Below are 13,466 nucleotides of genomic sequence, written 5' to 3'. Positions count from 1 at the left end.
GCAAACCTGCGCCTTCCGTGGCCCGGCCGTCAAGGTCCGGTTCGCCTGGCCTAGCCTGAAAAGCGTGCTGCACGTCGATCCGATCTTCGCCGCCACCTCGGCCCCGCCACCGTTCACCGTCGGCGCGGTGCTGACCGAGACCCGGCTGGACAGCTGGCTGGCCCTCGGCCTGGTGCTCGCCGCCGGCCTGTACCTCTATGGGGTGTACCGGCTGCGGCTGCGGGGCGACCGTTGGCCGATCGTCCGTACCGTGTTCTTCCTCGGCCCCGGGCTGGGCGGCATCGCGCTGGTCACGGTCAGCGGGCTGCACGCGTACGACACCGCGCTGCTCTCCGTGCACATGATCCAGCACATGGTGCTGTCCATGGTGGCGCCGATCTTCCTGGCGCTGGGCGCGCCGATGACCCTGGCCCTGCGAACCCTGCCGGTCCGGCCGCGCAAGCGCCTGCTCGCGATCGTGCACAGCCGCGTCGCCCGGGTCTACAGCTTCCCGCTTGTGGCGTTCGCCATCTTCGTGGTCAACCCGTTCGTGCTCTATTTCAGTGACCTGTACCGCTACACCCTCGAACACGCCTGGGCGCACGAGCTGGTGCACGCGCACTTCATCATGACCGGCTGCGTGTTCTTCTGGCCGCTGCTCGGCCTCGACCCGCTGCCGGGCCGCTGGCCGTACCCGGCGCGTGCGCTGCTGATGCTGCTCTCCGTGCCGTTCCACACAGTGCTCGGTCTCACCATCATGCAGAGCAGCACGCTCTTCGGCGGCGACTGGTACCCGTCGCTCAACCTCGGCTGGGTCGACCCCTGGCAGGACCAGGTGGTCGCCGGCGGCATCCTCTGGGCCGGTGGCGAATTCGTCAGTGTGACCATGCTCGCGGTGCTGGTCGTGCAGTGGGTCAAGCAGTCCGAGCGGGAGGCCCGCCGGGTGGACCGCGAGCTGGACCGTCAGGAGGCCCGCGAGCGCGCCGCCGACGCCGCGCCCGCCTGAGCTGCCCGGACGGTACGCCCCGACCCGTCACCCCGGGCGGGATGTCGGCTACGTCACGCCGACCGGTACGATCTGCGGGCAGCTACGAGGTGGGAGTTCCGGCATGACCGATCGTCTTTGCACCGTGTTGCTCTACAGCGACGACCCGCAGGTCCGTGATCGGATGCGGATGGCTGTCGGCACCCGTCCCGCGCCCGGTCTGCAGATCGAGTTCGTCGAGGCGTCGACCTACGCGGAGACCATCCGGCTGGTCGACGACTACGAGATCGACCTGCTGCTGCTCGACGGTGAGGCGAGCCCGGGCGGCGGCATCGGCATCGCCCGACAGATCAAGGACGACCGGGACGACGCTCCCCCGACCTGCCTGGTGATCGCCCGCGCCGCCGACCGATGGCTCGCCGCGTACGCCGAGGTCGACGCGACGCTCGTGCACCCGCTCGACCCGGTGACCACCGGCGGCACGGTGGCCGAGCTGCTGCGGACGCACGCACCCGCCTGACGTCCCACGCTCCTCCGGCACCCCCACGGCGCCGGATCTCCTCGGCGCCGGTTCCAGCCCACCCGCACTTCGCATGCTCGGGAGGCCCGCCATGGGCGATCGGACCTGGCCGCACCTGCTCAACGCGCTGCTGCGCGGTGACGAACTCTCCACCGCCGACACCGCCTGGGCCATGGACGAGATCATGACCGGCTCGGCGAGCGCGGCGCAGATCGCCGCCTTCGCCGTGGCGCTGCGGGCCAAGGGGGAAACCCCCGCGGAACTGGCCGGCCTGGTGGAGGCGATGCTGGGTCGCGCGGTCCCGGTGGCGCTCCCCGAGGAGCTGCGCCGCACTGCGCTCGACGTGGTCGGCACCGGCGGTGACCTCGCCCACACGGTCAACATCTCCACGATGACGGCGCTGGTGGTCGCCGGCACTGGCGTCCGGGTCGTGAAGCACGGCAACCGGGCCGCCTCCTCCCTGTGCGGCACCGCCGACCTGCTGGAGTTCCTCGGCATCCCGCTGGATCTCGGCCCGGAGCAGGTCGCCCGCTGTGTCGAGGAGGCCGGCATCGGGTTCTGCTTCGCGGCCCGGTTCCACCCGGGGATGCGGCACGCGGGCCCGGTCCGCCGCGAGGTGGGGGTGCCCACCTTCTTCAACTTCCTCGGCCCGCTGACCAACCCGGCCCGCCCCATGGCCGGCGCGGTCGGCTGCTTCGACCTCCGGATGGCCCCGGTGATGGCCAGCGTGTTCGCGGCTCGTGGCGACTCGGCGATCGTGATGCGCGGCGAGGACGGGCTGGACGAGTTCACCACCGCCGCGCCGACCCGGGTCTGGGCGGCTCAGGGCGGCACCGTACGCGAGGCCGTGCTGGACGCGACGGACCTGGGGGTGCCCCGGTCCACCATCGCGGACCTGCGCGGCGGTGACGCCGCGTACAACGCGGGTGTGGCCCGTCGCCTGCTGGCCGGCGAGACGGGCCCGGTGCGGGACGCGGTGCTGGTCAACGCGGCGGCGGCGCTGGCCACCCAGGGCCCGCTGGACGGCGACCTGACCGAGGCGCTGCGTGCCGGCCTGGCCCGCGCGGCCGAGTCGATCGACTCCGGTTCGGCCGCCTCGACCCTGGACCGCTGGATCGAGACCGCCAACGCCTGACCGCACCACCGCCGCCGGACGCCGACGGGCGGGCGACGGGCGGGCGACGGTGCGCGGAGATTTGTCGGACCCGTCTGGGAAACTACAGCTGAGTAGTTCTCTGCTGCCGTCGGTGCGTCACTGTCGCATCCGGGGGCGGTTCGCCTGGTATCGAGAGGAGACGCCCGTGTCGCATCGCGAGCTCTACTGCGACGTCTGCGAGGGCGTGGCGCTGTTCGAGGCGCCGCCCTGCGTCGACGGCCACGGCACCGACTGTCCAGAGCTGATCTGCACCGACTGCGGCGCCGCCGTGGTGGTCAGCGCGTTCGCCATCCCGGTCACCCGGCTGGCCGACCGCCGCCGCCAGCCCGCCCGCCGCCGCGCAGCCTGACCCCGGCGCCACCCGACCACAGCCCCGCCGACCTGCCGGCACCATGACCGAAGGCCCGCTCCCCCACTCGGGGAACGGGCCTTCGTCGTGCGGGGTCGGTCGCGACGGCGACCGGGGTGTCAGTGCTCGGCGGTGCGCCGGGTGCCGCTGTAGTACTCGAACAGGAGCCCACAGGCGGCGAAGACAACGGCCAGCAGGCCGGCACCGATCAGCCAGAACTGCCAGAACACCATGCCGAGCGCGGCGATCGCGGCGGCCAGCGCCAGACCGAACGGCCAGTAGCTGCCCGGGCTGAAGAAGCCGACCTCACCGGCGCCGTCCGCGATCTCGGCATCCGGGCGGTCTTCCGGGCGCAGGTCGATGCGGCGGGAGACGAACCAGAAGAAGCCACCGCACATCGAGCAGAGCAGGAACGACAGCAGCAGGGCGACGGTGCCGACCCACTCGACGCCGCCCGACTCGCCGTGCGTCCACGCGCCGTAGAGGATCGTGGCACCGAAGAGGAACCCGGCGATGATCAGGAAGATACGCCACTCGGTCTTCATGCCGCTGCCTCAGCTTCCGGTGCGGGCCGGAACTTTGTCCGGGTTGAAGTTGTCCTGCGTCCGCCGCGTGTCGAACGGCTGCGTGGTCGTCGCGTACGGCTGCTCACCGATCGCGGACAGCGCGTCCTGGGTCGACTTGCCGCTCTGCTTGGCCGCGAGGAACTGGTCGTACTTCTCCGGCGAGACCACCCGCAGCTCGAAGTTCATGAACGCGTGGTAGCTGCCGCACAGTTCGGCGCAGCGCCCGACGTAGGCACCCTCGGCGTCCAGGCTGGAAACCTCGAACACGTTGCGGATCTTGCCCGGCATGACGTCCCGCTTGAAGAGCAGCTCCGGCACCCAGAACGAGTGGATGACGTCGCGGCTGGTCTCCTCGAACCGGATGGACCGGTTGGTCGGCAGCACCAGCACCGGGATGACCTCACTGGTGCCGAGCGTCGACGCGGTGGTGCGGGCTTCCGTGCCCTGGCCGTCGCGGTAGTTGAACTGCCAGTTCCACTTGAACGCGACGACCTCGACAGTGACGTCCGGGTTCTTCGACAACTTGTCGACGTCGGTCTGCACGATCGCCGTGTAGTAGAAGAGCACGGAGACGATCAGGATCGGCGCGATGGTGTAGAGGAACTCCATCGGCATGTTGTAGCGAGTCTGCACCGGCAGCGCGTTGCCACGCTTGCGGTAACGCACGACGCACCAGAAGATCAGGCCCCACACGAAGACGCCGACCGCGAGCGCGGCGATGCAGGAGGCGATCCACAGGTCGTACATCCGCTTGGACTCCGGCGAGATGCCGCCCTGCGGCCAGCCGAAGCCGTGGAACGTCTGACCGACGTCACAGCCCGTGAGCAGAACCAGCAACGCCACGCCACCGAGACCGAGCCCGGTCAGGCGACCAGCACCACGCCCCCGGCGTCCACCAACCCCTGGGGAAGCGCTGTGCCGTACGGCCGACGGCCGTACCTCCGAACTCCTTGCGACCACCTGGTCCTGCCTCCCTAGCGCGCCGCGGTGCGTCCTTCGTCAGCACCGGCGGCAAAGGCGTCACCGACGGTCGCAGATTACTCGACCATGACGGACTCGGCCGTGGTGGGGTCACTGTCCGACCCCCATCGGGGGGATCCTAGGCATACCGCCGCGATAGCGTCTTGATCTGTGAGTGCGAGGAGTGAGCCGGGGTTGCGAGCCCCGCAGCCGCGAACGAAGGCGGGCCTGTGAGTGCATCCCCGGTCTACCTGGACGCGGCGACCGCCGCGCCGATGCATCCGGTCGCGCGGCAGGCGCTGCTGGCCGCGCTCGACGACGGCTGGGCCGACCCGGGCAAGCTGTACACGCAGGCCCGCCGGGCCCGGCAACTGCTCGACGCCGCCCGCGAGGCCACCGCGCTGACGCTCGGCGTCCGCGCCGATGAGGTGTCCTTCACCCCCAGCGGTACGACCGCAGCCCACGGCGCGGTGCTCGGGGGCCTGGCGGGGCGGCGGCGGGTCGGGTCGACGCTTGTGCACTCGGCGATCGAGCACTCGGCGGTGCTGCACGCGGCGGAACGGCACGTCGGCGCGGGCGGGACCGCCACCGCGGTGCCGGTCGACCGGCTGGGCCGACTGGACCTGACCGCGTGGTCGACAGCCGTTCGGGCCCCGGGGGTCGCGCTGGCCGCGTTGATCACCGCCAGTCATGAGGTGGGGACGGTGCAGCCGGTCGCCGAGGCGGCGGCCGCGTGCGCCGACGTGGGTGTGCCGCTGTACGTGGACGCGGCGCAGTCGGTGGGCCGGGTGCCCCTGCCGGCCGGTTGGTCGGTGCTCACCGCGAGCGCCCACAAGTGGGGCGGGCCACCCGGGGTGGGGGTGCTGGCGGTCCGCAAGGGCACTCGCTGGGAGTCACCCTGGCCGGCCGACGAGCGGGAGAGCGGACGTACCCCCGGGGTGGTGAACCTGCCCGCGGTCGTGGCGGCGGCGGCGAGCCTGCGCGCGGCGGCGGCCGACGCGGCGGCCGAGGCGACCCGGCTGGCCGCCCTGGTGGACCGGATCCGGGAGCGGGTCGCGGCCGAGGTGCCCGACGTGGAGGTGGTCGGCGACCCGGTGCTCCGGCTCCCCCACCTGGTCACCTTCTCCTGCCTGTACGTCGACGGGGAGGCGCTGCTGCACGCCCTGGACCGGCGCGGCTTCGCCGTGTCGTCCGGCTCGTCCTGCACCTCGTCCACGTTGCGTCCGTCGCACGTCCTGGAGGCGATGGGGGTGCTCTCGCACGGCAACGTGCGGGTCAGCCTGCACCGGGAGACGACCGAGGCGGACGTGGAGCGGTTCCTGACCGACTTGCCCGGGATCGTCGCCGGGCTGCGCGCCGAGGCCGGGGTGGTGGGGCTGTGACGATGCCGGACGAGGTGATCGACTGTCGGGGGCAACGCTGCCCGCTGCCCGTGATCGCGGCGGCGCGACGGATGCCCGAGGTGCCGGTCGGCACTGTGGTCCGGGTGCTGGCCGACGATCCGGCGGCGGCTGTCGACATCCCCGCCTGGTGCCGGATGCGTGGCCAGGAGTTCCTCGGCTCCGTCAACGGCCCCGAAGGCCCCGCCTACGACGTCCGCCGCACCCACTGACCCCCTGGGATGGGGTGGGCGTGGGGGGACTACGCCGGGAGGAGGTGGGGGCGGACCTCTTCTGCCGCGGTGTCGCCGTAGGACTCGGCCAGGCGCTTGACGAACAGGTCGCGGCGGACGTCGTACTCCTGGGTGCCGACGGTTTCCAGGACCAGCGTGGCCAGCAGCGAGCCGACCTGGGCGGCGCGCTCCAGGCCGAGACCCCAGGAGAGCGCGGTGAAGAAGCCGGCCCGGAAGCCGTCGCCGACGCCGGTCGGGTCGACCGCCCGGATCTCCCGCGCGATCGGTACGTGGATCGGGTCGATGCCACGCCCGGCGATCTCCACGCCGTGCTTGCCCAGCGTGGTGACCCGCACCTTGACCAGGTCCAGCAGTTGGTCGTCGCTCAGCTGCGCCTTGCTCTGCAGCAGCGACTTCTCGTAGTCGTTGGTCATCAGGTACTCGGCGCCCTCGATCAGCGCCACCACGTCCTCGCCGGGCATCCGGGCGAGCTGCTGGGACGGGTCGGCGGCGAAGGCGTACCCGCGGGTGCGGCACTCGGCCGAGTGACGCAGCATCGCCTCCGGGTCGTTCGCGCCGACCAGCACCAGGTCCAGACCGCCGAGCCGGTCGGCGACCGGGGCCAGCTCGATGTTGCGGGCCTCGCTCATCGCACCGGCGTAGAACGAGGCGATCTGGCACATGTCGGTGTCGGTGGTGCAGACGAAGCGGGCGGTGTGCGCCACCTCGCTGATGTGCACCGAGTCGCAGTCCACCCCGTGGCGCTCCAGCCAGGAGCGGTAGTCGGCGAAGTCGGCGCCGACCGCGCCGAGCAGCACCGGGCGCAGCCCGAGCTGACCCATCCCGAAGGAGATGTTCGCCGCCACGCCGCCGCGGCGGAGCACCAGGTCGTCCACCAGGAAGGAGAGGGACACCTTGTGCAGTTGATCGGCGATGAGCTGGTCGGCGAAGCGACCGGGGAAGCTCATCAGGTGATCGGTGGCGATCGAGCCGGTGACGGCGATCTTCATGTCAACCCTCGGGGTCGGGAGCAGGGCGCGGTCAGCCTACCGGGACGGCAACCCGATGGTCACCGCTCGGTCGGACAACGGCAACCAGCCCGCCACGGCACCCTCCGGGATCGCTCCCGGGCCGCTGCGACCGCCGACCGGTACGGCGATGGGGCCGTCCCGAAGAACGGCCCCATCGTCGCTGGTGTGTGGTGTGACTCAGTTGAACGAGTCACCGCAGGCGCAGGAGCTGCCCGCGTTGGGGTTGTCGATGGTGAAGCCCTGGGCGTCGATCCGGTCGGCGAAGTCGATAGTCGCGCCGGAAAGGTACGGGGCGCTCATCCGGTCGACGACGACCCCTACACCGCCGAAGTCGGTCACGACGTCACCGTCGAGCGAACGCTCGTCGAAGAAGAGCTGGTACCGCAGGCCGGAGCAGCCGCCCGGCTGCACGGCGACGCGGAGCCGCAGGTCGTCGCGGCCCTCCTGCTCGATCAGGGCCTTGACCTTCTGCGCCGCGACGTCGGTGAGGACGACGGAAGTAGGGGCCTGGGCCTCGGTCGACTCGGTCTGCGCTGGCGTGGTCACGTGGAAGTCTCCCTGCGCGGTTTGGGTCCGGACGCACTGGCCAACGTCGCGCGCCGTCCAGTGATTCCCGGTTGTGGTCCTCAGCCGATCGTACGCCGCCTTGGCCGGGCTCACCCGCGTGGCGTGACCCCCGCCCCAGGTCGGCCCCAGTGGCGGCGGGCACACGGGCGGTCGGGATGCTCAGCGGCTCCACTGCCGGGCCAACCGGACGCCCAGTTCGCGCAGCCCCTCCGCGGGCCGACTCAGCGCGGCGTCGAGCCCGCCGCTCTCCTCGCCGCCGAAGTGCTCCACCAGGCTGTACGCATCGGTCACCCCGGCCGAGGCGGCCTCCCGCCGGCCGGTGCTGACCTGCCCGGCCACCACCACGCAGGGGACTCCCCGGTCGCGGGCGGCGCCGGCCACCCCGGCGACGACCTTGCCGCGCAGCGACTGGTGGTCGAACGACCCCTCCCCGGTGATCACCAGGTCGGCGGTGTCCAACGCGGCGTCGAGTCGGGTGGCCCGGGTGACCAGGCCGATCCCCGACTCGCAGTCGCCGCCCAGGGCGAGCAGCGCCGCCCCGATGCCGCCGGCGGCCCCGCCTCCGGGCAGCGTGCCCAGCCCCGCCGGGCAACCGGCCAGGTCCCGTTCCAGCACCGCCGCGAAACGCTCCAGGGCCGCGTCGAGCAGCAGCACGTCAGCGCGGTCGGCGCCCTTCTGCGGGCCGAACACGTTGCTCGCGCCGTGCAGGCCGAGCAGGGGGTTGTCCACGTCGGTGGCCGCGACCAGCCGGACGCCACGCAGCCGGGGCGCGCCATCCAGCGCATCGACCGCGGCGAGCGCCGCCCCGCCGTACGGCAGCGCCGCCCCGCCCTGGTCGAGAGGGGTCACGCCCAGCGCGGCGAGCATTCCGCCGCCGCCGTCGTTGGTGCCGGAGCCGCCCAGCCCGATCACCACCGTGCGGGCGCCGCTCTCCACCGCGGCGGCCACCAGCAGACCCAGCCCGTACGAGGTGGTGGTCTTCGGGTCGCGCTCGGCGGCGGAGAGCAGGTGCAGGCCGCACGCCTGCGCGCTCTCCAGATAGGCGGTCGCGCCGTCGGCGGTGAGCAGGATCTCACCGGCCGCCGGCCGGCCCAGCGGATCGACAGTCGGCACCGGCACCCGCCGACCGCCGAGGGCTTCGGCGAGCACCTCCACGAAGCCCGGCCCACCGTCGGCGAGCGGCCGGATCAGCAGATCGTCGCCGTCGGTGACGGTGCGCCAACCGGCGGCGACCGCGGCGGCCACCTCCGGTGCGGACAGGGTGCCGGCGAACTTGTCCGGGCAGAGCAGCACGCGCATGCCGAGCAGTGTGGCAGCCCACACCGAGCGGAGCTGCGTCGCGCTCCTGCTGTGGGACCATGGGCTACGTGACTTCGACCTGGGTGGAACCCTCCAACACGGCGACGGCTCTGCTGCTCCTCGGCCGGGGCAGCGACCCCGACACCGAGCGCGGCGTCGAGTGTCCGGGCGACCTGCCGGCGCCCAGCGATCCGGATCTGGTGGCCCGCGCCACCGCCGCGAAGGCGAAGCTCGGCAGCAGGGTCTTCGTGCTGGGGCACCACTACCAGCGCGACGAGGTGATCCAGTTCGCCGACGTGACCGGCGACTCGTTCAAGCTTGCCCGGGAGGCCGCGGCCCGCCCGGACGCGGAGTACATCGTCTTCTGCGGCGTGCACTTCATGGCCGAGAGCGCCGACATCCTCACCACCGACACCCAGCGGGTGATCCTGCCCGACCTCGCGGCGGGTTGCTCGATGGCGGACATGGCGGTCCTGGGCCAGGTCGAGGCCGCGTGGGACACGCTGACCGAGCTGGGCATCGCCGGCGAGACCGTGCCGGTGACGTACATGAACTCCTCGGCCGACATCAAGGGTTTCGTGGGTCGCAACGGCGGCGTGGTCTGCACCTCGTCCAACGCCAAGCGCGCCCTGGACTGGGCCTTCGAGCAGGGGTCGAAGGTGTTCTTCCTGCCGGATCAGCACCTGGGCCGCAACACGGCGGTGCTGGAGATGGGCCTGTCGCTGGACGACTGCGTGCTCTACGACCCGCACAAGCCCGGCGGCGGGCTCACCCCGGAGCAGCTGCGCGACGCGAAGATGATCCTGTGGCGGGGGCACTGCTCGGTGCACGGCCGGTTCACGCTGGACAGCGTCAACGACATACGGGAGCGGGTGCCCGGGGTCAACGTCCTGGTTCACCCGGAGTGCCGGCACGAGGTGGTGACGGCCTCCGACTACGTCGGCTCCACCGAATACATCATCAGGACGATCGAGGCGGCTCCGGCCGGCTCGGCGTGGGCGCTCGGCACCGAGCTGAACCTGGTCCGCCGGCTCGCGCTGGCGCACCCGGACAAGCAGATCATGTTCCTGGACAAGGCCGTCTGCTACTGCTCGACGATGAACCGGATCGATCTGCCGCACCTCGTCTGGGCACTGGAGGAGCTGGTCGCGGGCCGGGTCGCCAACCAGATCACGGTGGACGCGGACACCGCGCACCACGCCCGGGTCGCGCTGGATCAGATGCTCGCCCTGCCCGGTGCGGACACTCCGCCGCCGACGATGCCCTGATCACGATCCGTAGCGCTCTTGGTACGCAAAAGTGCCGGATCACCGATTAATGCCACACACGCCGATGTGACCGAGTCCTTTTTCGTCACCGAGGGCTATGCTGCCCAAGCGACGACACACGCGGGCCGTTTCGATATGGCCGCATCCGGGGTAGCGAGAAAGCTCAGGCGCCCCACCAATAACACTGCAGCACCGACGCGCTGGAGGTTGCGTTGACCGACGACGTCCTGGTCGTTCACGGAGGCACTCCGCTCGAAGGGCGGATCCGCGTGCGCGGCGCGAAGAACCTGGTTTCGAAGGCGATGGTCGCCGCGCTCCTCGGCGACAGCCCGAGCCGACTGTTCGACGTGCCGAAGATCCGCGACGTCGAGGTGGTCCGGGGTCTGCTCGGCCTGCACGGCGTCAAGGTCACCGACGGCGCCGAGGACGGCGAGCTCGTCTTCGACCCGGCGAACGTGGAGAGCGCCAGCACCGACCAGATCAACGTGCACGCCGGTTCCAGCCGGATTCCGATCCTGTTCTGCGGCCCGCTGCTGCACCGGCTCGGGCACGCGTTCATCCCGGACCTGGGCGGCTGCCACATCGGCCCGCGCCCGATCGACTTCCACCTCCAGGCGCTGCGCGAGTTCGGCGCCACTGTCGAGAAGCGGCCCGAGGGGTTGCACCTGTCCGCGCCGAACGGGCTGCACGGCACCAAGTTCGCCCTGCCGTACCCGAGCGTCGGCGCCACCGAGCAGGTGCTGCTGACCGCCGTGATGGCCGAGGGCGTCACCGAGCTGCGCAACGCCGCGGTGGAGCCGGAGATCATCGACCTGATCTGCATCCTGCAGAAGATGGGCGCGATCATCAAGGTCCACACCGACCGGGTGATCGAGATTCAGGGCGTGCCCAAGCTGCACGGCTACACCCACCGGCCGATCCCGGACCGGATCGAGGCGGCGAGCTGGGCGGCCGCCGCCCTGGCGACCCGTGGTCACGTCGAGGTGCTCGGCGCGCAGCAGGCCGACATGATGACCTTCCTGAACATCTTCCGCTCGGTCGGCGGCGAGTACGAGGTCACCGACGCCCGCGCGCCGAAGCTGGGCGACCCCGGCCAGGAGGGTGGCATCCGCTTCTGGCACCCGGGTGGCGAGCTGAACGCGGTGGCGCTGGAGACCGACGTGCACCCCGGCTTCATGACCGACTGGCAGCAGCCGCTGGTCGTGGCGCTGACCCAGGCCCGTGGCCTGTCGATCGTCCACGAGACGGTCTACGAGCAGCGGCTGGGCTACACCGAGGCCCTCAACTCGATGGGCGCCAACATCCAGGTCTACCGGGACTGCCTCGGCGGCACCCCGTGCCGCTTCGGCCGGCGCAACTTCAAGCACTCCGCGGTGATCGCCGGGCCGAGCAAGCTGCACGCCGCCGACCTGGTCATCCCGGACCTGCGGGCCGGGTTCAGCCACCTGATCGCGGCGCTCGCGGCCGAGGGCACCTCCCGGGTGTACGGCGTGGACCTGATCAACCGGGGCTACGAGGACTTCGAGGCGAAGCTCGCCGACCTGGGCGCGCACGCCGAGCGTCCGTAACCTCAGTCACTCTTCGTTCGTCACGACGGCTCCAGCTCGCGACCCTGCGACCTGGGGCCGTCGCCCATTGCACCGCGATGTGCACCGGGCGCGGGACGTTGGCTACCCTTGCCGCGTGCCGTCGCTCTTTCGCCGCAAGTCCACCGACCTCGTCGACGAGGCCGTCTCCTCGGTGACCCCCGAGGAGACCGCTGAGCGTTCCCGGGGTTACACCCCCGCCAAGGGTCGGGAGACGCCCAAGCGGCCGACCGTCGGCCGTCGCCCGGCCGGCCCCACCCGCCCCCTCACCAAGGAGGAGGAGCGGGAGCGTCGCCGCCAGCTGCGCGCCGAGGCCGCTTCGGAGTTCCGCCGTGAGGGTGGCCCCCGCGACCGTGGCCCGGAGCGGCTGCTGGCCCGCAACGTGGTCGACTCCCGTCGTACCGTCGGCACCTGGTTCTTCGGCGGCGCGCTGATCGTGCTGATCGGGTCGAACGCGGCCATGCCGCCGCTGGTCCGGTTGATTTCCAACGTGCTCTGGGGCGCACTGGCGCTCGGCGTGGTCGTCGACTCGGTGCTGATCTGCCGCAAGATCAGCAGGCTGGTCCGGGAGCGTTTCCCGAAGACCGGCCAGCGGATGGGCTCGCTTTTCCTCTACGCGGTCATGCGGTCGATCACCTTCCGGCGGATGCGCGCTCCGGCGCCCCAGGTCAAGCTCGGCGACAAGGTCTGACCCCGGGCTCCGCACCGCACCCCAAGATCCGCGCAACATCAGCGAAACTGCTGCCTCAGCCATCTCAGAGGCAGCAGTTTCGCCGTAACTGCGCGGATCCTGGCATGCGTTCACCATGCTGAACGGGTTGCCGTTGTTCGCCAGACCGAACGTTCGACCCAATGGAGCGAAGGCATGCCTTCGGAACCGGCTGCCCCGCTGGCCACCATCGCCGCCGCCCTGCGCCGGGAGCGGGAACGGGTCGGCATCTCGCTGACCGAACTGGCCCGCCGGGCGGGGGTGGCCAAGTCCACCCTCTCCCAACTGGAGTCGGGCACCGGCAATCCGAGCGTGGAGACGCTCTGGGCCCTGGGCGTCGCACTGGGTGTGCCGTTCAGCCGGCTGGTGGAGCCCGTCGACGACGGCGTACGGGTCATCCGGGCCGGGGACGGGCCCCACGTCCGCTCCGAGCAGGCCGACTTCAGCGGAACGCTGCTCAGCGCCGGTGCGGCGCACCTGCGCCGGGACGTCTACCTGATCAGGCTGGAACCGGGCGCGGTCCGAGCCGGCCACGGACACACCCCCCGCAGCATCGAGCACGTGGTGGTCGCCGCCGGCCGACTGCGGGTGGGGCCCGACGCGACGCCTGTCGAGCTCGACCCCGGTGACTACGCCACGTTCCCCGGCGACGCACCGCACCGTTACGAGGCGCTCGCTCCCGGCACGTTCGCCGTCCTCATCATGGAGCATCCCTGAACGAGCGCTGCGAACCCGCCGGAGCCAGGTGATCGCCGAGTGCGGTAGGGTCGGAGAACAGATTCGGTTATAGGACCAAATGTCCGAAACCAATGGGATAACGTTTGCCCGGTTGGCGGCACCACAGTGGCGGTGAGCGAGCCCACGCCGTTACCCTCCATC

General features: G+C 71.4%; 15 protein-coding genes. 10 read left to right on the top strand and 5 right to left on the bottom strand.

The window, feature by feature from the left end; genetic code table 11:
- The first annotated feature begins 64 nt into the window (after positions 1 to 64).
- The 4 genes from IW248_RS01410 (at position 65) to IW248_RS01395 (ending at position 2,989) form a co-directional block, all read left to right on the top strand.
- The gene (locus tag IW248_RS01410) at positions 65 to 985 is read left to right on the top strand and encodes a cytochrome c oxidase assembly protein (RefSeq protein ID WP_372431672.1); all 921 of its coding nucleotides are present in this window, start codon (positions 65 to 67) and stop codon (positions 983 to 985) included.
- A gap of 103 nt (positions 986 to 1,088) precedes the next feature.
- Positions 1,089 to 1,484: a helix-turn-helix domain-containing protein gene (locus IW248_RS01405; protein ID WP_196925327.1), complete on the top strand. Its 396-nt coding sequence runs from the start codon at positions 1,089 to 1,091 to the stop codon at positions 1,482 to 1,484.
- Between the two features lie 91 nt (positions 1,485 to 1,575).
- Complete coding sequence (trpD, locus tag IW248_RS01400; protein ID WP_196925326.1) at positions 1,576 to 2,619, top strand: anthranilate phosphoribosyltransferase; 1,044 nt, start codon at positions 1,576 to 1,578, stop codon at positions 2,617 to 2,619.
- A gap of 166 nt (positions 2,620 to 2,785) precedes the next feature.
- The gene (locus tag IW248_RS01395) at positions 2,786 to 2,989 is read left to right on the top strand and encodes a hypothetical protein (protein WP_196925325.1); all 204 of its coding nucleotides are present in this window, start codon (positions 2,786 to 2,788) and stop codon (positions 2,987 to 2,989) included.
- A 119-nt stretch (positions 2,990 to 3,108) separates the two neighbouring features.
- On the opposite strand, the gene IW248_RS01390 is transcribed toward IW248_RS01395, so the two are convergent.
- Positions 3,109 to 3,534, bottom strand: coding sequence for a cytochrome c oxidase subunit 4 (locus IW248_RS01390; RefSeq protein ID WP_196925324.1), 426 nt, complete (start codon positions 3,532 to 3,534; stop codon positions 3,109 to 3,111).
- A 9-nt stretch (positions 3,535 to 3,543) separates the two neighbouring features.
- On the bottom strand, positions 3,544 to 4,515 hold the full coding sequence (gene ctaC / locus IW248_RS01385) for an aa3-type cytochrome oxidase subunit II (protein WP_196925323.1): 972 nt from the start codon (positions 4,513 to 4,515) through the stop codon (positions 3,544 to 3,546).
- A 230-nt stretch (positions 4,516 to 4,745) separates the two neighbouring features.
- Here ctaC and IW248_RS01380 point away from each other — a divergent pair, with 230 nt between their 5' ends.
- Positions 4,746 to 5,897, top strand: a complete 1,152-nt coding sequence (locus tag IW248_RS01380; protein ID WP_196925322.1) for a cysteine desulfurase family protein — start codon at positions 4,746 to 4,748, stop codon at positions 5,895 to 5,897.
- Positions 5,894 to 6,127, top strand: a complete 234-nt coding sequence (locus tag IW248_RS01375) for a sulfurtransferase TusA family protein (RefSeq protein WP_124820720.1) — start codon at positions 5,894 to 5,896, stop codon at positions 6,125 to 6,127. Before IW248_RS01380 ends, IW248_RS01375 begins: the two co-directional genes overlap by 4 nt.
- Before the next feature lie 29 nt (positions 6,128 to 6,156).
- Here the strand turns inward: IW248_RS01375 and IW248_RS01370 are convergent, their stop codons facing one another.
- The 3 genes from IW248_RS01370 to IW248_RS01360 all read right to left on the bottom strand — a co-directional run bounded on the left by IW248_RS01370 (position 6,157) and on the right by IW248_RS01360 (position 9,024).
- Complete coding sequence (locus tag IW248_RS01370; protein WP_124820724.1) at positions 6,157 to 7,137, bottom strand: carbohydrate kinase family protein; 981 nt, start codon at positions 7,135 to 7,137, stop codon at positions 6,157 to 6,159.
- A 198-nt stretch (positions 7,138 to 7,335) separates the two neighbouring features.
- Entirely contained in the window at positions 7,336 to 7,704 is a 369-nt protein-coding gene (gene erpA, locus IW248_RS01365; protein ID WP_124774267.1) for an iron-sulfur cluster insertion protein ErpA, read from the bottom strand.
- Positions 7,705 to 7,884: 180 nt separating this feature from the next.
- Positions 7,885 to 9,024, bottom strand: coding sequence for a glycerate kinase family protein (locus IW248_RS01360; RefSeq protein ID WP_196925321.1), 1,140 nt, complete (start codon positions 9,022 to 9,024; stop codon positions 7,885 to 7,887).
- A 68-nt stretch (positions 9,025 to 9,092) separates the two neighbouring features.
- Between IW248_RS01360 and nadA the strand changes: the two genes are divergently transcribed.
- The 4 genes from nadA (at position 9,093) to IW248_RS01340 (ending at position 13,304) form a co-directional block, all read left to right on the top strand.
- On the top strand, positions 9,093 to 10,292 hold the full coding sequence (nadA, locus tag IW248_RS01355) for a quinolinate synthase NadA (protein WP_196925320.1): 1,200 nt from the start codon (positions 9,093 to 9,095) through the stop codon (positions 10,290 to 10,292).
- Between the two features lie 212 nt (positions 10,293 to 10,504).
- The gene (gene murA / locus IW248_RS01350; RefSeq protein WP_124820727.1) at positions 10,505 to 11,860 is read left to right on the top strand and encodes a UDP-N-acetylglucosamine 1-carboxyvinyltransferase; all 1,356 of its coding nucleotides are present in this window, start codon (positions 10,505 to 10,507) and stop codon (positions 11,858 to 11,860) included.
- Positions 11,861 to 11,975: 115 nt separating this feature from the next.
- Positions 11,976 to 12,569 (top strand): DUF3043 domain-containing protein, encoded by a 594-nt coding sequence (locus IW248_RS01345; RefSeq protein ID WP_196925319.1) that lies wholly within the window; start codon positions 11,976 to 11,978, stop codon positions 12,567 to 12,569.
- A gap of 174 nt (positions 12,570 to 12,743) precedes the next feature.
- Entirely contained in the window at positions 12,744 to 13,304 is a 561-nt protein-coding gene (locus IW248_RS01340) for a helix-turn-helix domain-containing protein (protein ID WP_124820729.1), read from the top strand.
- Positions 13,305 to 13,466: the final 162 nt, after the last annotated feature.

The organism is Micromonospora ureilytica (assembly GCF_015751765.1).
GTDB classification, from domain to species: Bacteria; Actinomycetota; Actinomycetes; order Mycobacteriales; family Micromonosporaceae; genus Micromonospora; species Micromonospora ureilytica.
Note: the sequence above shows the minus strand (reverse complement) of the source record. Positions and strands in the feature narration are given on the sequence as shown.